At 72.1% G+C, this 18,535-nt stretch carries 12 protein-coding genes; 8 read left to right on the top strand and 4 right to left on the bottom strand.

What is annotated here, in order from left to right:
* Window position 1: 1 nt before the first annotated feature.
* A complete protein-coding gene (locus IG08_RS0107290) occupies window positions 2–1,126 on the top strand; it encodes a GuaB3 family IMP dehydrogenase-related protein (protein ID WP_030597754.1) in 1,125 nt (374 codons plus the stop codon).
* 67 nt (window positions 1,127–1,193) lie between these two features.
* Here IG08_RS0107290 and IG08_RS0107285 read toward each other — a convergent pair whose 3' ends face one another.
* The 3 genes from IG08_RS0107285 to IG08_RS0107275 all read right to left on the bottom strand — a co-directional run bounded on the left by IG08_RS0107285 (window position 1,194) and on the right by IG08_RS0107275 (window position 3,394).
* Window positions 1,194–1,448 carry a hypothetical protein gene (locus IG08_RS0107285; RefSeq protein WP_030597749.1) on the bottom strand — a complete coding sequence of 85 codons (255 nt, stop codon included), beginning with the start codon at window positions 1,446–1,448 and terminating at the stop codon, window positions 1,194–1,196.
* A 2-nt stretch (window positions 1,449–1,450) separates the two neighbouring features.
* Window positions 1,451–2,011, bottom strand: coding sequence for a hypothetical protein (locus IG08_RS0107280; RefSeq protein WP_030597746.1), 561 nt, complete (start codon window positions 2,009–2,011; stop codon window positions 1,451–1,453).
* Window positions 2,012–2,182: 171 nt separating this feature from the next.
* A complete protein-coding gene (locus IG08_RS0107275) occupies window positions 2,183–3,394 on the bottom strand; it encodes a nucleotide sugar dehydrogenase (protein ID WP_030597745.1) in 1,212 nt (403 codons plus the stop codon).
* A 308-nt stretch (window positions 3,395–3,702) separates the two neighbouring features.
* On the opposite strand from IG08_RS0107275, the gene IG08_RS0107270 reads away from it, so the two are divergent.
* Entirely contained in the window at window positions 3,703–5,409 is a 1,707-nt protein-coding gene (locus IG08_RS0107270) for a glycerol-3-phosphate dehydrogenase/oxidase (protein ID WP_030597743.1), read from the top strand.
* A gap of 78 nt (window positions 5,410–5,487) precedes the next feature.
* Here the strand turns inward: IG08_RS0107270 and IG08_RS0107265 are convergent, their stop codons facing one another.
* Window positions 5,488–6,531 (bottom strand): serine hydrolase domain-containing protein, encoded by a 1,044-nt coding sequence (locus IG08_RS0107265; RefSeq protein ID WP_030597741.1) that lies wholly within the window; start codon window positions 6,529–6,531, stop codon window positions 5,488–5,490.
* A 216-nt stretch (window positions 6,532–6,747) separates the two neighbouring features.
* Between IG08_RS0107265 and IG08_RS0107260 the strand changes: the two genes are divergently transcribed.
* From IG08_RS0107260 to IG08_RS0107235, 6 genes are all read left to right on the top strand, one after another.
* Window positions 6,748–8,838, top strand: a complete 2,091-nt coding sequence (locus tag IG08_RS0107260; protein ID WP_030597739.1) for a serine/threonine-protein kinase — start codon at window positions 6,748–6,750, stop codon at window positions 8,836–8,838.
* Between the two features lie 152 nt (window positions 8,839–8,990).
* Entirely contained in the window at window positions 8,991–11,522 is a 2,532-nt protein-coding gene (locus IG08_RS0107255) for a protein kinase (RefSeq protein ID WP_043453463.1), read from the top strand.
* Between the two features lie 184 nt (window positions 11,523–11,706).
* Complete coding sequence (locus tag IG08_RS0107250; protein ID WP_030597737.1) at window positions 11,707–13,473, top strand: serine/threonine-protein kinase; 1,767 nt, start codon at window positions 11,707–11,709, stop codon at window positions 13,471–13,473.
* 79 nt (window positions 13,474–13,552) lie between these two features.
* The gene (locus IG08_RS0107245) at window positions 13,553–15,046 is read left to right on the top strand and encodes a serine/threonine-protein kinase (protein ID WP_030597736.1); all 1,494 of its coding nucleotides are present in this window, start codon (window positions 13,553–13,555) and stop codon (window positions 15,044–15,046) included.
* A 108-nt stretch (window positions 15,047–15,154) separates the two neighbouring features.
* On the top strand, window positions 15,155–16,738 hold the full coding sequence (locus tag IG08_RS0107240) for a serine/threonine-protein kinase (protein ID WP_030597733.1): 1,584 nt from the start codon (window positions 15,155–15,157) through the stop codon (window positions 16,736–16,738).
* A 97-nt stretch (window positions 16,739–16,835) separates the two neighbouring features.
* Window positions 16,836–18,524: a LamG domain-containing protein gene (locus IG08_RS0107235; RefSeq protein WP_158812189.1), complete on the top strand. Its 1,689-nt coding sequence runs from the start codon at window positions 16,836–16,838 to the stop codon at window positions 18,522–18,524.
* The last annotated feature ends 11 nt before the right edge of the window (window positions 18,525–18,535 follow it).

The following is an 18,535-nucleotide window of genomic DNA, read 5'->3' as shown; positions in this document are numbered from 1 at the left end:
CGTGACTGAGATCGAGATCGGGCGCGGCAAGCGCGGCCGCCGGGCGTACGCCTTCGACGACATCGCCGTCGTCCCCAGCCGTCGTACGCGCGACCCGAAGGAGGTCTCGATCGCGTGGCAGATCGACGCCTACCGTTTCGAGCTGCCCTTCCTGGCCGCTCCCATGGACTCGGTCGTCTCCCCGGCCACCGCGATCCGTATCGGCGAGCTCGGCGGCCTCGGCGTGCTGAACCTCGAGGGCCTGTGGACGCGGTACGAGGACCCGCAGCCGCTGCTCGACGAGATCGCCGAGCTGGACACGGACGCGGCGACCCGGCGCCTCCAGGAGATCTACTCCGCCCCCATCAAGGAGGAGCTGATCGGCGCGCGCCTCAAGGAGGTGCGCGACTCCGGTGTGGTCACCGCGGCCGCGCTCTCCCCGCAGCGCACGGCCCAGTTCTCCAAGACCGTCGTCGACGCGGGTGTGGACATCTTCGTCATTCGCGGTACGACGGTCTCGGCGGAGCACGTGTCGGGTTCGCACGAGCCGCTGAACCTGAAGCAGTTCATCTACGAGCTCGACGTCCCGGTGATCGTCGGCGGCTGCGCCACGTACACCGCGGCCCTGCACCTGATGCGCACCGGCGCGGCCGGTGTCCTGGTCGGCTTCGGCGGCGGCGCGGCGCACACCACGCGCAACGTGCTGGGCATCCAGGTTCCGATGGCGACGGCGGTCGCCGATGTCGCCGCTGCCCGGCGTGACTACATGGACGAGTCCGGCGGCCGGTACGTGCACGTGATCGCCGACGGCGGCGTCGGCTGGTCCGGCGACCTGCCCAAGGCCATCGCCTGCGGCGCCGACGCGGTCATGATGGGCTCCCCGCTGGCCCGCGCCACGGACGCGCCCGGCCGGGGCCACCACTGGGGCATGGAGGCGGTGAACGACGAGCTGCCGCGCGGCAAGAAGGTCGACCTCGGCACGGTCGGCACCATCGAGGAGGTCCTCGCCGGCCCGTCCCACACCCCGGACGGCTCCATGAACTTCTTCGGCGCGCTGCGCAGGGCCATGGCCACCACCGGGTACAGCGAGCTCAAGGAGTTCCAGCGGGTGGAGGTCACGGTGGCGGACTCGCAGCACCGGCGGTAGGTCGTACGACGCCGAAGGGCCCGTCCACCGTGAGGTGGGCGGGCCCTTGGCATGCGTGCGGGGCGGCTCAGAGGTTGACCAGGCCCATCAGGATCAGGATGAGTCCGACGAGGCAGACGCCACCGGCCACGACACGGAAGCCCGTCGCCGTGATCCACTTCTGGGATGGCGTGAAGTCTCCGACGGTGGCCATGCGCAGCTCGTGGTTACGTTCCTGCCAGCGCTCGATGGCCGCGGCAGCGCTGCGGATGTCGAGCGCTACCCAGCCGCCGCTGACGAGGACCGCCAGACCGAGCACGATGCAGAGGGACGCCGCGAGCATCGTCAGGCCGCGGCCTTCTTCGCCCCCGAGAACGCCGCGAACGCGCCGATGCCGAGGAACAGGAAGGTCATGGCGTCGGCCTCCTCGCTCCAGGCCTTGGTGACCACGTCGAAGTAGTCGGTGAAGACCTGGGTGACGGAGATGTCGAGCTCGTCCGCGCCGATCGCCGCGATGCCGATGAGCTGGCCGAGGTAGACGGCGCCCAGGGACAGGATCGCGCTGACCACGGGCAGGGCCGGGTTGGCGCCGCCGACCTTGCCGGCCGCGAAGCCGATGAGGAAGCCGACGCCGACGGCGGCGTAGCCGATCTCGTACTCGGTGGCGCCGACGATGGCGCCGTAGATGCCGGCGGTGACCAGGGCCACGACGACGGCGACGACCAGGCCGAGGGTGATGTTGCCACCGGCGGGCGCGGCCGCGGTGACGAACGGCGAGGGCGGCGGTACGGCGCCCGGCTGCTGGGCGTACGGGTTGCCGTCGGCCGGCTGCGGCGCGGCGTCGTCGGACTTCTGCGCGAACGGGTTGCCGTCGGCGGGCTGCTGCGGCGGAACTGACTGGGTCATGACAGGGATCCCCCCGTGTCCCTCGCGGGACCGGATCAATGAGCGGTGTGGAGTGCGCGCACGAACGTGCGACGGGACCCGCGCACACCTGTGCGACGGGTCGCCGAAGAGTAGCAGGCGCCCCCGCCCGTTTCACCAGCGAATTCACCGGCGAATTCGCGAGCGGATCCGTCAGATCCGGTGCGCGGCCCCCGTCGGCGTCGCGCCGCGCGTGTCCAGCAGCAACTGGGCCTTCACCGACAGGCCCTGGAGGTCGTACGTCCGGTGCTGCTGGAGCAGGATCGTCAGGTCGGCGTCGGCGGCGGCCTCGTAGAGGGAGTCCGCGCGCGGGACGGGACGGTCCAGGACGCTCCAGGACGGCACGTGCGGGTCGTGGTAGCTGACGGAGGCGCCGAGCTCCAACAGCCGGATCGCGACCTCCTGGGCGGGAGTCGCCTGCTGGTCGGCGAGGTCGGGCTTGTAGGTGACGCCCAGGAGCAGGACGCGGGCGCCGCGCGCCGACTTTCCGTGCTCGTTGAGGAGGGTCGCGGCGCGCTGGATGACGTAACGCGGCATCTGGTTGTTGACCTGCTGGGCGAGTTCCACCATGCGCAGGGGGCGGCCGGGGTGACCGCCGGTCAGGTCCTGGGGGACGGCGTGGCCGCCGACGCCGGGGCCGGGGCGGAATGCCTGGAAGCCGAACGGCTTGGTCTCCGCGCAGCGGATGACGTCCCACAGGTCGACGCCCAAGTCATGGCACAGGACGGCCATTTCGTTGACGAGGGCGATGTTGACGTGCCGGTAGTTGGTCTCCAGGAGCTGTACGGTCTCCGCTTCCCGCGGTCCACGCGCGCGTACGACCTTGTCGGTGAGCCTCGAGTAGAACGCGGCGGCCGACTCGGTGCACGCGGGGGTCAGACCGCCGATCACCTTGGGGGTGTTGGCGGGGGTGAAGTCGCGGTTGCCGGGGTCGACGCGGCTGGGGGAGTAGGCGAGGTGGAAGTCGCGGCCCGCGCGCAGCCCGGAGCACTCTTCGAGGAGCGGGCGCAGGAAGTCCTCGGTGGTGCCGGGCAGTACGGGCGACTCCAGGATCACGGTGGTGTGCGGGCGCAGGCGCGCGCCGAGGGTGCGCGCGGCGGCCTCCACCTGGCTCAGGTCGAGGCCGCCGTCCACGCCCCGTGGGGTGGGGGCACAGATGACCGCGGTGCGCACCCGGCCGAGTTCGGCGGGGCCCGCGGCCGTCCGGAAGCCCCCCGAGAGCATCCGGCGCAGTTCGGCGGGGCTGAGGGAGCTCGCCTCGGGTCCTGTCTTGTAGCCGAGTGTGGAGATGCCGGCGGCGACGGCGGCCTGGGCCAGGGGCAGTCCGTAGGGGCCGAGTCCGATGACGGCGAGATCTGCGGGCATGGCGTGGACCGTCCTTCCCAGTAACCGAAGCGGGACAGGTGCGCAAGCCCTGTGGACAGGACGGGCGAGCGCAATGTCAGACTAGGAGTAAATATGACCGAAATACGGGATTGGTTCCGTGTGTCTTTTTGTGGGTCCGTGAGCTCTGGGGGCGGTGAGCTCTGGCCTACGTTTCCGTGAAAGTTGTCCACAGGCTGGGGGCGACTGGTGGCTGAAGTCGGGCAAGCCGGTCAGAATTTGGGCATGGGGGATACGGACCGGGCCACCCCTCAAGGGTGAACCGGCGTGACCGACAGCGGGAGGCAGCGATGAGGACAGCGGCACTGGGGCCGGCGCAACGAGCCGAGTCACTCGCAGCAATGGCCGAGCGCGAACTGGACGTGCTGGTGGTGGGCGCCGGCGTGGTCGGTGCCGGCACCGCGCTCGACGCCGTGACCCGGGGCCTGTCCGTGGGGCTGGTCGAGGCGCGTGACTGGGCGTCGGGCACGTCGAGCAGGTCCAGCAAGCTGATCCACGGCGGCCTGCGCTATCTCGAAATGCTCGACTTCACGCTCGTACGGGAGGCGTTGAAGGAGCGTGGGCTGTTGCTGGAGCGGCTGGCTCCGCATCTGGTGAAGCCGGTGCCCTTCCTGTACCCCTTGCAGCACAAGGGCTGGGAGCGCCTGTACGCCGGCTCGGGCGTCGCGCTCTACGACGCGATGTCGATGGCCCGCGGGCATGGTCGGGGTCTGCCGGTGCACCGGCACCTGAGCCGCCGTCACGCCCTGCGTGTCGCCCCCGCCTTGAAGAAGGACGCGCTGGTCGGCGCGTTGCAGTACTACGACGCCCAGATGGACGACGCCCGTTTCGTGGCGACACTCGTGCGCACGGCGGCGGCGTACGGCGCGAAGACCGCCAACCGCGCGCGCGTGACCGGTTTCCTGCGCGAGGGCGAACGCGTCGTCGGCGCGCGCGTGCAGGACGTCGAAGCGGGCGGGGAGTACGAGATCCGCGCCAAGCAGGTCGTGAACGCGACCGGCGTGTGGACCGACGACACCCAGGCGATGGTCGGGGAGCGGGGACAGTTCCACGTCCGCGCGTCCAAGGGCATCCACCTGGTCGTACCCAAGGACCGCATCAACTCCTCGACCGGGCTGATCCTGCGCACCGAGAAGTCCGTGCTCTTCGTCATCCCGTGGGGCCGGCACTGGATCATCGGCACCACCGACACCGACTGGGACCTCGACAAGGCGCACCCCGCCGCCTCCAGCGCGGACATCGACTACCTGCTGGAGCACGTGAACTCCGTGCTCGCGCTGCCGCTCACGCGGGACGACGTCCAGGGCGTGTACGCGGGTCTGCGTCCGCTGCTCGCCGGTGAGTCGGACGCCACCAGCAAGCTGTCGCGCGAGCACACCGTGGCGCACCCCGCGCCGGGGCTCGTCGTCGTGGCGGGCGGCAAGTACACGACCTACCGGGTGATGGCCAAGGACGCGGTGGACGAGGCGGTGCACGGGCTCGACATGCGGGTCGCCGAGTGTGTGACGGAGGACGTGCCGCTGCTGGGCGCCGAGGGGTACCGGGCCCTGTGGAACGCGCGGGCGCGGATCGCCGCCCGCACCGGCCTCCATGTGGTGCGCGTGGAGCATCTGCTGAATCGGTACGGCGCGCTCGCGGAGGAGGTCCTCGACCTCGTCGCCGCGGACACCTCGCTGGGCGAGCCCCTGCAGGCCGCCGACGACTATCTGCGCGCCGAGGTCGTGTACGCCGCCTCGCACGAGGGGGCGCGGCACCTGGACGACGTGCTGACCCGGCGCACCCGCATCTCCATCGAGACCTTTGACCGGGGCACGCGCAGCGCCCGCGAGGCCGCCGAGCTGATGGCGCCGGTGCTCGGCTGGGACAAGGACCAGATCGAGCGCGAGGTCGAGCACTACGAGAAGCGGGTGGAGGCGGAGCGGGAGTCGCAGCGGCAGCCCGACGACCTGACGGCGGATGCGGCGCGGTTGGGGGCGCCGGACATCGTGCCGTTGTAGGTCTCCGGGCCTCGCTCGGCATCGCTATCACTCGAACGAGTGTCGCGAACCGGGATCTTCGTTCGGAACCCGTCCGTTCTACGAGGTGCGGGGGCAGAACTCGGCGGCGAGCAGGGCCGGTTCGAGGTCGGGGTCTGCTATGTCCGTCGTGTTCACGCGGAAGGTGAGGACGCGACGGCCGTCGACGGTGGCCGCGGTGCGCACGTAGCTGCCGGCGATACGGCCGTTGTGCCCCCACACCGTGGTGCCGCACGGCAGCTTCACCGGGAACAGGCCCATGCCGTACAAGCCGTGTGTGGCCTGGGTGTCGCGCATCTCGCGCAGCCAGCGCGAGGGCAGGAGCCGGCCGCCGAGCAGCGCCGCGTAGAAGCGGTCCAGGTCGGCGAGCGTGGTCACCAGCTCGCCCGCGGCTCCGGCCACCCGCGGGTCGAGCTCGGTGACATCGGTTCCGTCGGCGGCGTAGGCGCGGCCGTGCGGGGAGGGGAGAGAAGTGCGCGAACCAGGAAAGGCGGTGCCCGTCAGACCCAGCGGAGCGACGATGCGCCGCTCGGCCTCGGTGGCGTAGGTGCGACCGGTCACCTGCTTGATGACCAGGCCGAGCAGCACGTAGTTGGTGTTCGAGTAGTAATAGCGGCCGGGGCCGGCCGGAGGGTGGGTGAGTGCGATGCGTACGGCCTGAAGCGGGGAGAGGGGGACCACGCCCTTGGTGTCCACGGTGAAGTCGTTCAGGCCGCTGGTGTGGGTGAGCAGGGCGCGCAGGGTCATCGTGCGGCCGTCGTTGCCCGCTCCGCGTACGAGGCCGGGCAGGTGCTGCTCCACGGTGTCGGACAGCTTCAGACGGTGTTCGGCGGCCAGTTGGAGGACGACCGTCGCGATGAAGGTCTTGGTGATGCTGCCGGCGCGGAAGTGGTCGGCGCGGGCGATTCCCTTCCCCGCATCGGCGTAGCGGGTGCCGGTCTCCTCGCGGGCCAGCAGGGCCGCGGCGGGTGCGTCACCCCGGGTGACCAGCAGCGGAAGGATCGCGTCCGTGGGCGGGTCCGAGGGTGCCGACGAGGCGGTCGGGGTCAGGGCGAGGAGGGCCAGGGACACAGGTACGGCCAGTAGTGTCCTAAGCGGCGGCATCGCGGGTCCTCCTCTGTCGCGGCCCATCATGCAGGGCCGCGGAACGGAAGCTTCATCCGGTCCCCGGGGGTGTGGGCGCCGCGGCGCCGGAGAGCGCCTGCGCCGCGTGGGACCCGTGCGGCGGTCGCGGCGGTGTCAGGGGCACCCGGGGCATCGGGCACTTGTCGGGTGAGGGACAATGAAGGCTCTGTCAGGGCGGGTTGCATGAGGGGACGCATGTCGGAGGCGGAGCGGGCGGGAGCATCCCGGCAGGACAAGAGCGATCGTCTCCTCGCCGGTCGGTACCGGCTGGGAGAAGTGCTCGGCCGCGGCGGCATGGGCACGGTGTGGCGTGCCGAGGACGAGACCCTGGGCAGGACGGTCGCCGTCAAGGAGCTGCGGTTCCCGTCCAGCATCGACGAGGACGAGAAACGCCGGCTGATCACGCGCACGTTGCGTGAGGCCAAGGCGATCGCGCGGATCCGCAACAACAGCGCGGTCACCGTCTTCGACGTGGTCGACGAGGACGACCGGCCGTGGATCGTGATGGAACTCGTCGAGGGCAAGTCGCTCGCCGAGGTCATCCGGGAGGACGGCCTCCTCGAACCGAAGCGGGCGGCCGAGGTCGGCCTGGCGATACTCGACGTGCTCCGGTCCGCGCACCGCGAGGGCATCCTGCACCGCGACGTGAAGCCGTCCAACGTGCTGATCTCCGAGGACGGCCGGGTCGTGCTCACCGACTTCGGCATCGCCCAGGTCGAGGGCGACCCTTCCATCACCTCCACCGGCATGCTCGTCGGCGCGCCCTCCTACATCTCCCCGGAGCGGGCCCGTGGGCACAAGCCGGGCCCGGCGGCCGACCTGTGGTCGCTCGGGGGACTGCTGTACGCGTCGGTCGAGGGCGCCCCGCCGTACGACAAGGGGTCCGCGATCGCGACGCTCACGGCGGTGATGACCGAGCCGCTGGAGGAGCCGAAGAACGCGGGGCCGTTGAAGGACGTCATCTACGGCCTGCTCACCAAGGATCCCGTCAAGCGGCTCGACGACGCGGGCGCACGGACGATGCTCCAGGCGGTGATCCACGCGCCCGAGCCGAAGGAGGCCGAGCCGGAGCCGCCGGCGGACGCGACGAAGGTCGTGCCGTTGCCGGCGCAGCCGGACGAGCGTGCGGACCGGGGTGGTTCCGAGGGCGGGGAGCGGTTGCGCGGTGCGCTGCGTTCCGTGCGGAAGGCGGCCGGGGCGGTGGGCACCTCCGCGGCTGCCGCCCGCACCAAGTCCGGGAGCGGTACGGCTACTCCGGGGTCCGAGGGTGGTACGGCCACTTCGGGGTCCGACGGCCGTACGGCCGTCCCGGGTTCCGCGGGTGCGGCCTCCGCCGGGGCTAAGGCTGGGGCGAACGCCGGGGCGAAGCCCGAGGCGAAGGTGCCGACGGAGTCGGCCTCGACCGGGACCGCTGGTTCGCAGGGCGCGCAGGGTGCTCAGGCGGCCGACTCGGCTGCGGGTGGCCGGAGTTCGGGGTGGCCCGTGATGACGCCGCCGGATCTGCCGCCGCGGCCCGTGCCCAGGGCGCCGCTCACCGATGTGGTGCCGCGGCGGACGCTGGTGATCATCGCGGTGGTCGTGGCGCTCGCCGTGATCGGCACCGTGCTGGCCCTCACGCTCGGCGACGACGGCGGCACCGACGGCGCGAAGAGCGGCGGTACCAAGGTGACGGCGGGTGCGAGCGAGAGCGCCGACACCAAGGAGGACGAGAGCGGCGGCACGGGGACGGACGGTGCCACGGCCTCGTCCGGCACGTCCGGTTCGACGTCCGGTTCGACGTCCGGTTCGACGTCCGGGAACAAGCCGGGCGCCGAGGCGACCGCGTCCGGTTCCGCCGACTCCGTCGACGACAGCGCGGTGGCCTCGACGTACAAGGGGAGCCAGGGGTACTCGATCGGGCTGCCCGAGGGGTGGAAGTACCAGTCGACGGGGTCGGCCGGGGACCGTTTCGCCGGGCCCGACGGGCAGAAGCTGCTCGTGGCCTGGACGTCCACGCCGCAGGGCGACCCGGTGGCGGACTGGGAGAACCAGGAGCGGTACATGTCGCGCTCCCAGTACAAGAAGATCCGAATAGAGAAGGTGGACTACCGGGGCTGGAACACGGCCGACTGGGAGTTCACCTACACCGAGAGCGGGACGAAGTACCGGACCATCGACCGGGGGTTCGTCGTCGACGACCAACTCGGATATGCCCTGATGTACACGGCGAAAGCCGCGAATTGGGGCACTGAACTGCGCAAGGACACCTGGCAGACGCTGGCACAGACCTTCGAACCCAAGTCGTGACGACCCGATGCCGTGAGATCTGGCATCCCCTCTTTGCGGGTTGCCTCCGGCACGTATCGTGAGTGCTTGCGGACCGTACGCATCCAGGTATGTGTGCGGAACGGCCCGTAAGGCGAACGGAATTGACCGACCGGGCGGCCGGGGGAGGCAATGTGGACGACTACGCGGGTCGGGTGCTCGCCGACCGCTACCGCCTGCCGTTGCCGCCGTCCGACGAGTACGAACTCACCGAGGCCCGCGCCTTCGACACCTACAGCGGACAGGAAGTCCTGGTCAGGCAGGTGCCGTTGCCGGAGGTCGTCGAGGCGGAGGTGCTCGACGCGGAAGGTCTGCCCGACGGGTTCACTCCGCGCGAGCCGCGGGACCGGGCGGTGCGGCGGTCTCCGGCGCGCAGTGGTCCCCGCCGGCCCGGTGATCCCGCCGTACGGCGTGCGGTCGAGGCCGCTCAGGCCGCGGCGCGCATCCCCGACCATCCACGGCTCGACCAGGTCTTCGACGTGTTCGCCGAGGGCGGTTCGCTGTGGATCGTCAGCGAGTTGGTGGCCGCGCGGCCCTTGGCGGCGCTGCTCGCCGAGAAGGCGCTGACGCCGTACCGGGCGGCCGAGGTCGCCTCCGACGTCCTCATGGCACTCCGGGTGCTGCACGCCCATGGCTGGGTGCACCGGAACATCACCGCCCGCACGGTCCTCGTCTGCGACGACGGCCGCGTGATGCTGACCGGACTGGCGGTCGGCGCGGCCGAGGAAGCACTGTGCGGTTACGACCCGGTGCCGGCCGAGGCGGGCGAATGGGGTGCCGGAGGTGCGGAGCCCGGTGACGCGCCGGTCGCCACGGTGGCCGCGTCCGGGACGGCCGGTGCCGCCCAGGGCTTCACCGGTGCGGTCGGGCTCGGAGGGGCCGATGCCGAGGCCGCTCGGCGGGCCGCGATCGAGGCGCGGGCCTCGGGCGGGCTGCCCGGAGCCGGGGCGGACACGGCGAACGGAGCGGGGGCGTCGGCCGCGCTCGTCCGCCGGGACCCCGACGCCGGTACGGACATCCGCGCGGCGCGGGCCGGGGCGATCGCCGCGTATCGCGCGGGGGCGCGGGCCGCGGCCCGGGTCCAGGAGGCCCAGCAGAGCGGCCGGACGGCACTGCCCGGAGCCCGCCCGGCCTCCGAGGACGACCCCGCCGCACAGCCGGGCGGCTCGGCGCAGCAGCCGTATCCCGGTGCGAACGGTGTGGAGCATGCGCCCGGCAGCATGCCCCCGGGGCAGACAGCCGATCCCTACGGCGTAGGCGCCACCTCCTGGCACGGCGCCGCGCCGCGCACCGCTCTGCCCCTCGGCGGGGGCGGGAACGGCGGGTCGGCCGTGCCGGGTGCGATGCCCGGGGATGCCTCCACCCCGCCCCCCAGCCGCTGGGACGAGCTGGCCGCCGCCGGTGCCCCCGAGCGTCGTGGGCCCGCCACCGCGCTGGCCGCCGAGCGGGCGCGGCAGGCCCGGATGGCGGTGGTCGGGCCGGTGACCGAGCGGTGGGCGCCGGAGCAGGCCGGTCCGGTGCACGAGAACTGGCAGTTGGCGGCGCCGATCGGCCCTGCGACCGACCTGTGGGCGCTCGGGGCGCTGCTCTTCAGGGCCGTACAGGGGCATGCGCCGTATCCCGAGGAGTCGACCGCGGAGCTGGTGCAGCTGGTGTGCGCCGAGCCGCCCGCCTTCGCGGAGGAGTGCGGGCCGCTGAGGCCGGTCGTCGAGTCGCTGCTGCGCCAGGACCCCACCGAGCGGCTGGACTTCGAGGAGCTGCGCGGCTGGCTGCGTTCGCTGGTGCGTTCGGCGCCCGAGCCGGAGGCCGGCGCGCATGTCGTCGCCGCGCCGCCCGTCGACGCGAGCCGGCTGCCCGTCGTACGCCGCCGGGGCGAGCTGGTGCGCAGGCGGAAGGCGGCACTGCCGGCGCACCACGGGCGGCACAAGCGGGCCCGTGAGGAGGTCCGTTCGCCGCGCAGGCTCGGCCGCAACCTGCTCCTGGTGATCCTGCTCCTGCTGGGCGCGATGATCGCGTACGCCATGCTCTTCATGCCGAAGGCCGACACGGACGACACCGGCGCCACGGACCGTACGGGCACCGCCGGTGAGGCGAGCCAGGCACCGGAGGCGAGCAGCGAGCCCCGGCCCGACCAGACCTCGCCGCCGCAGCAGGAGAGCAGTCCTTCGCAGTCGAGCGGGGCCACCGAGACACAGACCGCCGGACCCGAGGTCGCCGACGGCTTCACCCTGCGTACGGACGAGGCGGGCTTCAAGGTCGCCGTCGCGAACGGCTGGGACCGCTCCCCGGAGAACGGGCGCGGGCAGGTCGTGTACGCGCAGGGCAACTTCGAGCTCATCGTCGTGCCGGGCCGGGACACCGCGGCCGCGGACGGCAGCGATCCGATGGTGTACCAGCGGGAGAAGGAGCCCGAGCTGCAGCCGTACCGCGACTCCAGCTGGGCCACCGCCACCGGGCTGAAGTCGATCCAGGTGGGCACGCGGAGCATGGCCGAGGGGCAGTTCACCTGGACCGGGGACGACGGGCGCGAGCTGTTCGTGCGCAACCTCGCGATCCTGATCGACGGGAAGTACCACGTGGTGCAGGTGCGCGGCCCGGAGGCGGAGCGCGACGAGGTGACCCGGCTGTACGAGCAGGCGTCGGCGACCTACCAGGTCACCGGCTGATCAGGTCGACGGCCGACCAGGTCACCGGCTCGCCGGACGCCGGCCGCGGTCCGAAGGTTCACCGCACTTCGCGGAAGCGACAACCGTCACAGTGCGGTCTCCTTGACGCCCCCCTGGTTCCCCTCGGTATAGACCGGTCTTTAGTCTGAGCCCGTCAAGAGCATTGCGGGGCAACGTGAATCAGATGCAGGGCCTGCTCCTCGCGGGGCGCTACCGGCTCGCCGACCCGATAGGCAAGGGCGGCATGGGCCGGGTGTGGCGTGCCCACGACGAGGTGCTGCACCGGGCCGTCGCGATCAAGGAGTTGACCGCCGCGCTCTATGTTTCCGAGAGCGACCAGGCCATCCTCCTCGCCCGCACCCGGGCGGAGGCGCGGGCAGCCGCCCGGATCAACCACTCCGCCGTCGTCACCGTGCACGACGTGCTCGACCACGACGGCCGGCCGTGGATCGTGATGGAGCTGGTCGAGGGCCGCTCGCTGGCCGACGCCGTCAAGGAAGACGGTCGGGTCGAGGCGCGGGAGGCGGCCCGGATCGGGCTGTGGGTGCTGCGGGCGCTGCGCGCCGCGCACTCCGCCGGTGTCCTGCACCGGGACATCAAGCCCGGCAACGTGCTCCTCGGCCAGGACGGCCGCGTCCTCCTCACCGACTTCGGCATCGCCCAGATCGAGGGCGACACCACCATCACGCGGACGGGAGAGGTCGTCGGCTCGGTCGACTACCTCGCCCCCGAGCGGGTCCGCGGCCACGACCCCGGACCCTCCGCCGACCTGTGGGCGCTCGGCGCCACGCTGTACACGGCGGTCGAGGGCAGGTCGCCGTTCCGTCGCAACACGCCGCTGACCACCATGCAGGCCGTCGTCGACGAGGAACCCGCCGAGCCGCGCAACGCCGGCCCGCTCGGGCCCGTCATCGCCGCCCTGCTGCACAAGGACCCCGCCGTGCGGCCCGACGTGGCCGAGGCCGAGCAGATGCTTGCCGAGGCGGCGGAGGGGCGGCGGCCGAACGCGGCGCAGGCGTATGTGCCGACGCAACATGTGGGCTCGCACCATGGGGCGGGCGCCCACAGTGGTTCTTACGCTCCACAGCACGCCCCGCAGCACACCCCGGCCACGGGCGGCACGCGGTATCCCTCCACGGGCGGCACGCCGTATCCCTCCATGGGCGGCACGCCCTACCCCTCCGCGAGCGCCGGCACCCCGTACTCCTCGGCCACGGGGACGCCGTATCCCTCGATGCCCGGCCCCCCGACCATCGGGCCACCGCACCACACCGGCACCGGTCCCGTCGCCGGGCCGCCGCCCAAGCGCCGCCGGCTGCGGACCCTCGCGCTCGTGGTCGCGCTCGCCGCGATCGTCGGTGCGGGGACGGCGGTCGCGATGCAGCAGTGGGACGAGGGGCGGCAGCAGGGGAGCGGTACGTCCGCCTCGGCGAGCCCCTCGACGACCGGTGAGAGCACGTCGGGAGCCGTTCCGGACACCTGGGTCCGCCGCGACGACCCCGTGGGCTTCAGCCTCTACCTGCCCAAGGGGTGGAAGCGGACGGAGTTCGGCAAGCCGTACGCCGGCCTCCGGCAGATCGACTTCAGCCCGGACGGCGGCGAGACCTTCGTCCGTATCGCCGTCGACACCTCGCCGGACTTCGACGACCCGTACGCGCACCAGATCGACCTGGAGCAGCAGATCCAGGACCTGCGCGACTACGAGCGCGTGAGCATGGTGGAGAACACCTACCGGGACCGGCCGGGGGCCCGCTGGGAGTACACCTGGACCGCGCTGGCCAAGGACGCGGCGACGTTGCCTGGGCCGCGCCGGGCGGTCGAGGAGACGTACATGTCCCGGGACGGCTCCGAGTACGCGATCTACATGTCGGCTCCCGCGAAGAGCTGGCCGACCGCGAGCAAGCAGTTCGAGGCGATCCTGCGGGGCTGGTCGGAGAAGACGCCCACCTGAAAGCCTGGGTGAGCCGGCCGGGAGACTTGGCCGGTCGCCGCCCCGGAGGGTGCCCGTCCGCTGCGGCATGATGGGGCGCATGGGGACCGAGGGGGACAACTTCCGGGTGATCGCGGGCCGTTACCGCCTGGAGGCGAGACTCGGGCGCGGTGGCATGGGCGTGGTGTGGCGGGCGACCGACCAACTGCTCGGCCGGCAGGTGGCGGTCAAGGAACTCCCCCTGGACGAGACGCTCTCCGCGGCCGACGCCCGGCGGCAGCGCGACCGCACCCTGCGTGAGGCCAGCGCGGTCGCCCAGCTGCGCCACCCGCACATCATCGTCGTCCACGACGTCGTCGAGCACGACGAACGGCCGTACATCGTCATGGAGTTGATCGACGGCGGTTCCCTCGCCGACCGTGTCTCCGGGCGCGGCCCGGTCGACGCCGCCGAGGCCGCCCGGATCGGCGCCGACCTGCTGAGCGCGCTGCGTACGGCGCACGCGGCCGGGGTCCTGCACCGGGACATCAAGCCCGCGAACGTGCTCATGGAATCGGCCACCGGCCGCGTCGTCCTCACCGACTTCGGGATCGCCCAGGTCGCGGGCGCCACCACGCTCACCGAGACCGGGGCCTTCGTCGGCTCGCCCGAGTACACCGCGCCCGAGCGGATGTCGGGGGCGAGGACCGGTCCGGAGTCCGACCTGTGGTCCCTCGGCGCGCTGCTGTGCACGGCTCTGAGCGGCCAATCCCCGTTCCGGCGCGACTCGTTGGGCGGCATCCTGCACGCGGTCGTGGTCGACGAGATACGGCCGCCCGCGCAGGCCGCGCCGCTCCTTCCCGTCGTACGAGGCCTCCTGGAGCGCGATCCGGAGCGGCGGCTGGACGCGGCGGAGGCGGAGCGGATGCTGCGGGCCTTCCTGGACACGGGCCGCACGCCGCAGCCGGCGCCCGGCTACACGCCGACCCAGCGGAATCCGCACCCGCAACGGCGCTCCACGAGGGGCGTGTTGACGGCGGTGCTGCTGGTCGCCGCGATGGCGGGGGCGGGGGTGTCGGCGGCGGCGCTGCTCATGAACCGGGACGGCACCGGCACTTCCCCGACGTCGAGTTCGGCGCCGGGGACGCCCACGACCACCCCCACCAGGCCCTCCGCCCCTTCCGGCTACCGCATCGCCGACGACCCGGCCGGCTTCTCCCTCGCCGTACCGGAGGGCTTCACCCGCAAGCCGCAGGGCGAGCGGGTCTTCTATGTGTCATCGGGACAGACCTTCCGCCTGGGCATCAAGGTCTCCGACCCCGAACAGGGCGGCCCGCTCGCGGTGCTGCGCCGCGCGGCCGCCGCGGGCCCGTCCGCGAACCCCGGTTACCACGACGGCCGGGTCACCTCCCTCACGCACCGCGGACAGCCCGCCGCCCTCTGGGAGTTCACCTGGAACGGCTTCAGCGCGGCGGAAGGCCCTCGGCACACCTACGACCTGTGCTGGGAGGAGGACGGCCGGATGTACGACGTATGGGTGTCGGCGCCGGTCGGCAAGGTGCGGGAGGCGAAGGAGTACTTCGACGTCGCGATCGACACGTTCGCGCACACGTAACCGCGTACATGCATAAAGGGGATATAAGTCGCGACCTGAGTCACGGGTCTGTGACTGGAAAGCGTCAGAGGTGGATGCGTAAGCGCTTGGCGCGATATGGATGAACCCATGAGCAGCCACGGGGGAGTCGGCCACGAGCCCGACGAGACGACGAGTTTTGTTCTGCAACCTCCCAGGACGTCACAGGCGGAGCCTGGTACCGGTCGGCTCATCGCCGGACGCTACCGGCTGCTCGCCAAGCTGGGGCATGGTGGCATGGGTACGGTGTGGCGCGCGAAGGACGAGACGGTGGACCGCGAGGTGGCCGTCAAGGAGCCCCGTGTTCCGGATCATCTTCCCGAACGCGAACGTTCCAACGCCTACGAGCGCATGCGCCGCGAGGCGCGCGCCGCGGCCCGGCTCGACCATCCCGCGGTGGTCAACGTGCACGACGTGGCGGTCGTGGACGGCCAGCCGTGGATCGTGATGGAGCTGGTGCGGGGCCGTTCGCTGGGCGACGCGCTGCAGGAGGGCACCCTCGGGGCCCGGGAAGCGGCGAGAATCGGCCTCGAGGTGCTCGGCGCGCTGGAGGCCGCGCACGCGGCGGGCATCCTGCACCGTGACGTCAAACCGGACAACGTCCTCCTCGGCCGGCACGACCGCGTGGTCCTCAGCGACTTCGGCATCGCCCAGATCGAGGGCGAGACGAACCTGACCGACACCGGCGGCTTCGTCGGATCGCCCGAATACATCGCGCCGGAACGGGTGCTGGGCCAGCGCCCCGGACCCGCCTCCGACCTCTGGTCGCTCGGCGTGGTCCTGTACGCGGCGACGGAGGGCGTCTCCCCGTTCCGCCGCAGCAACACCCCCGCGACCCTCCAGTCCGTCCTCAACGCCACGCCCGCACCGCCGGCCTCCGCGCAGGGCCCGCTCGCCGACGCGATCAACGGCCTGCTGCAGAAGGACCCGGCGCGCCGCCCGAACGCGACGCAAGTGCGTGCGCTGCTGGAGCGGACCGCGAATCCGCCGGCGCCCGCGCCCACACAGGTCGTCCAGCACGTCGTGGGCCCGGACACGGGTCCGCAAACGGGTATCCACCTCGGTCGCAAGGCACTTCTCGGCCTCGGTGCCGCGGTCGTCGCGGGTGCGGTGGCCGCGTACCTGGTGATCGCGGACCCCTTCGCGGGACCGCTGCCCGACGGCTGGACGACGAAGCAGGAGAAGGACGTCGCCGCGACGCTGGCGGTGCCCGCCGACTACCAGCGCGGCGTGCCCGACCGGGAGACGGACAAGGGTCACTGGGTCACGTACACCGACTGGAGCGGCAGCATCTGGATCGGCCTGACCCGTGACAAGAAGTCCGAGGACACCAGCAACGCCATCGCGGGTTCCGCGGCCGCCGAGATGTACGACGACGACGCCGTGTTCAAGGAGAGCGGCGCATACGACCTCGACATGCCCGAGAGCCCGACGACGGACACCGACGACGAGGCGACGTACGACGGTAAACCGGCAGCCAAGAACACGGTCGTCTACAAGACCACCGACAGTGAGAACCCCCGCCCCCGCGAGCTGCAGATCTTCTACTACAAGGCCGCGGGCGGCGACATGCTGAAGCTCACGATCAGCTATCCGAGCAAGGGCGACTTCGCCGGGCGGGGGCGCGAGGTGGCGAAGACGGCGATCGCGAACCTCGAGGTCGAGGAGCGCTGAAGCGCGATCGGGGCGAGCTCAATTCCGTTGTCAGTGGCAGCGGTTAAGGTCATCCTCCTCTGAGAGCGATCTTGGGGCATCCATGGGGAGGGGAACCTTGAAGCAGTATGTGTGGACGCGTGCCGCGACGGTGTGCGCCGCCGCGGCACTCACCGTCGCGGGGACGACCGGTGCGGCCATCGCCGCGGAGGCGCCGTCGGCTCCGGTCGTCACGTCGCAGGAGTATCCGGACGACGACAACTGGCATGACGGCGTGGGCAGTTACGGCACGTTCCTGATCGACTCGGCGTCCGACGACGTGGTGTCGTACCGCTACTCGTGGCTCGGCGGATCGACGCGGACCCTCACGGCGTCCGAGCCCGGCGCCCCGGTGTCCCTGCGGTGGATGCCGGAGACGGAAGGCGTCACCTACCTCCAGGCACAGGCGGTCAACGCCGAGGGCGCCATCAGCGCCGGCACCACCTACTACGTCAGGGTCCAGGACGGCCGCGCGGCCGTGACCCACTGGGACCCGGACGACCAGTCCGGCGCCGTCACCGGCTCCGGCGTCACCCTCGGCGCCTCCGGCCCGTCCGGAACCGGCGTCGCCTCGGCCGCCGCCTTCGACGGCACGGACGAGGCGTACGCGGCCCTCGACCTGTCGGTTGACTCCGCGCAGAACTTCTCGGTGGACGCCTGGGTGCGCCCGGACGCGCTCTCCGCCGACTCGACGGCCGTGACCCAGGCCGGCTTCGCGCTGGGCACCTCGACCGGACCGGCGGACGCCCCCGTCTGGTCCTTCACGCTCCCGACCGCGGACGGCGGCACGGCCCGCCTCACCGGCGGCGCCCCGGAACAGGGCGAATGGGCGCACCTCGTGGGCGTGTACGACGCCGAGCAGGACACGGCCCGGCTGTACGTCGACGGAGAACTCACCGGCACGGCCGAGAGCGTCACGGCGGCAGGCGGCACCGGAACGCTCCGCATCGGCGCCGACGGGAACAGCGGCCACTGGCAGGGCCTTCTCACCGATGTGAACGTCTGGGACCGCGTGTTCGTGCCCGAGGAGATCACCGCCACGGCGACCCGCAAGGCCCAGCGCCTGGGCTACTGGGACCTGGAGGCGGCGCCCGACGGCAAGAGCCCGGCGTACGCGGGCGGTGAGCCGCTCACCCTGGCGGGCGACGCATCGCTCCACGCGGCCACCGACGACTGCGCCTGGAACCCGGACTGCACGCCGGTGCAGTACCCCCTCGTCGGCAACGCCGACCTGCTGCTCGACGGCGACGGCGACTACGCCACCACGCCCACCGCCCTCACCCCGACCGACGCGGGCTTCTCGGTGGCCGCCCACGTCCGCCTCGACGAGGCCGCCGCCACCCGTGACATGACGGTGCTGTCGCAGCCGGGCGAGCACACCGACCTGCTCACCCTGCGCTATGTCGCCGCCTCGCAGACCTGGCAGGCCGTGGTGGCCCACGAGGACCGCGCCGACGCCCCGACCACGACGGTCAGCGCGCCGCTCGGCTCGAGCCCGTCGGCGGGCGAGCAGTTCCTCGCCGTGGTCTACGACGAGAAGACCGACGAACTGCGGCTCTACGTCGACTACAACTACGCCGCCGACACCGCGAGCGTGACGGGCGCGGACACCTGGACACCGACGGGCGACCTCCAGATCGGCCGCACCCTCACCGCGGACGGCGACACGGATCACCTGGCGGGCGAGGTCGACGAGATCCACTCGTACGCCGGCGTGGTCAGCAGCACGCAGCTCTCGTCCCTGCGACTGGGAGGAACAGACTCCTGACGAAGCCACCG

Source organism: Streptomyces fulvoviolaceus (assembly GCF_000718165.1).
GTDB classification, from domain to species: Bacteria; Actinomycetota; Actinomycetes; order Streptomycetales; family Streptomycetaceae; genus Streptomyces; species Streptomyces fulvoviolaceus.
This window is presented reverse-complemented; position numbering and strand designations above follow the sequence as displayed.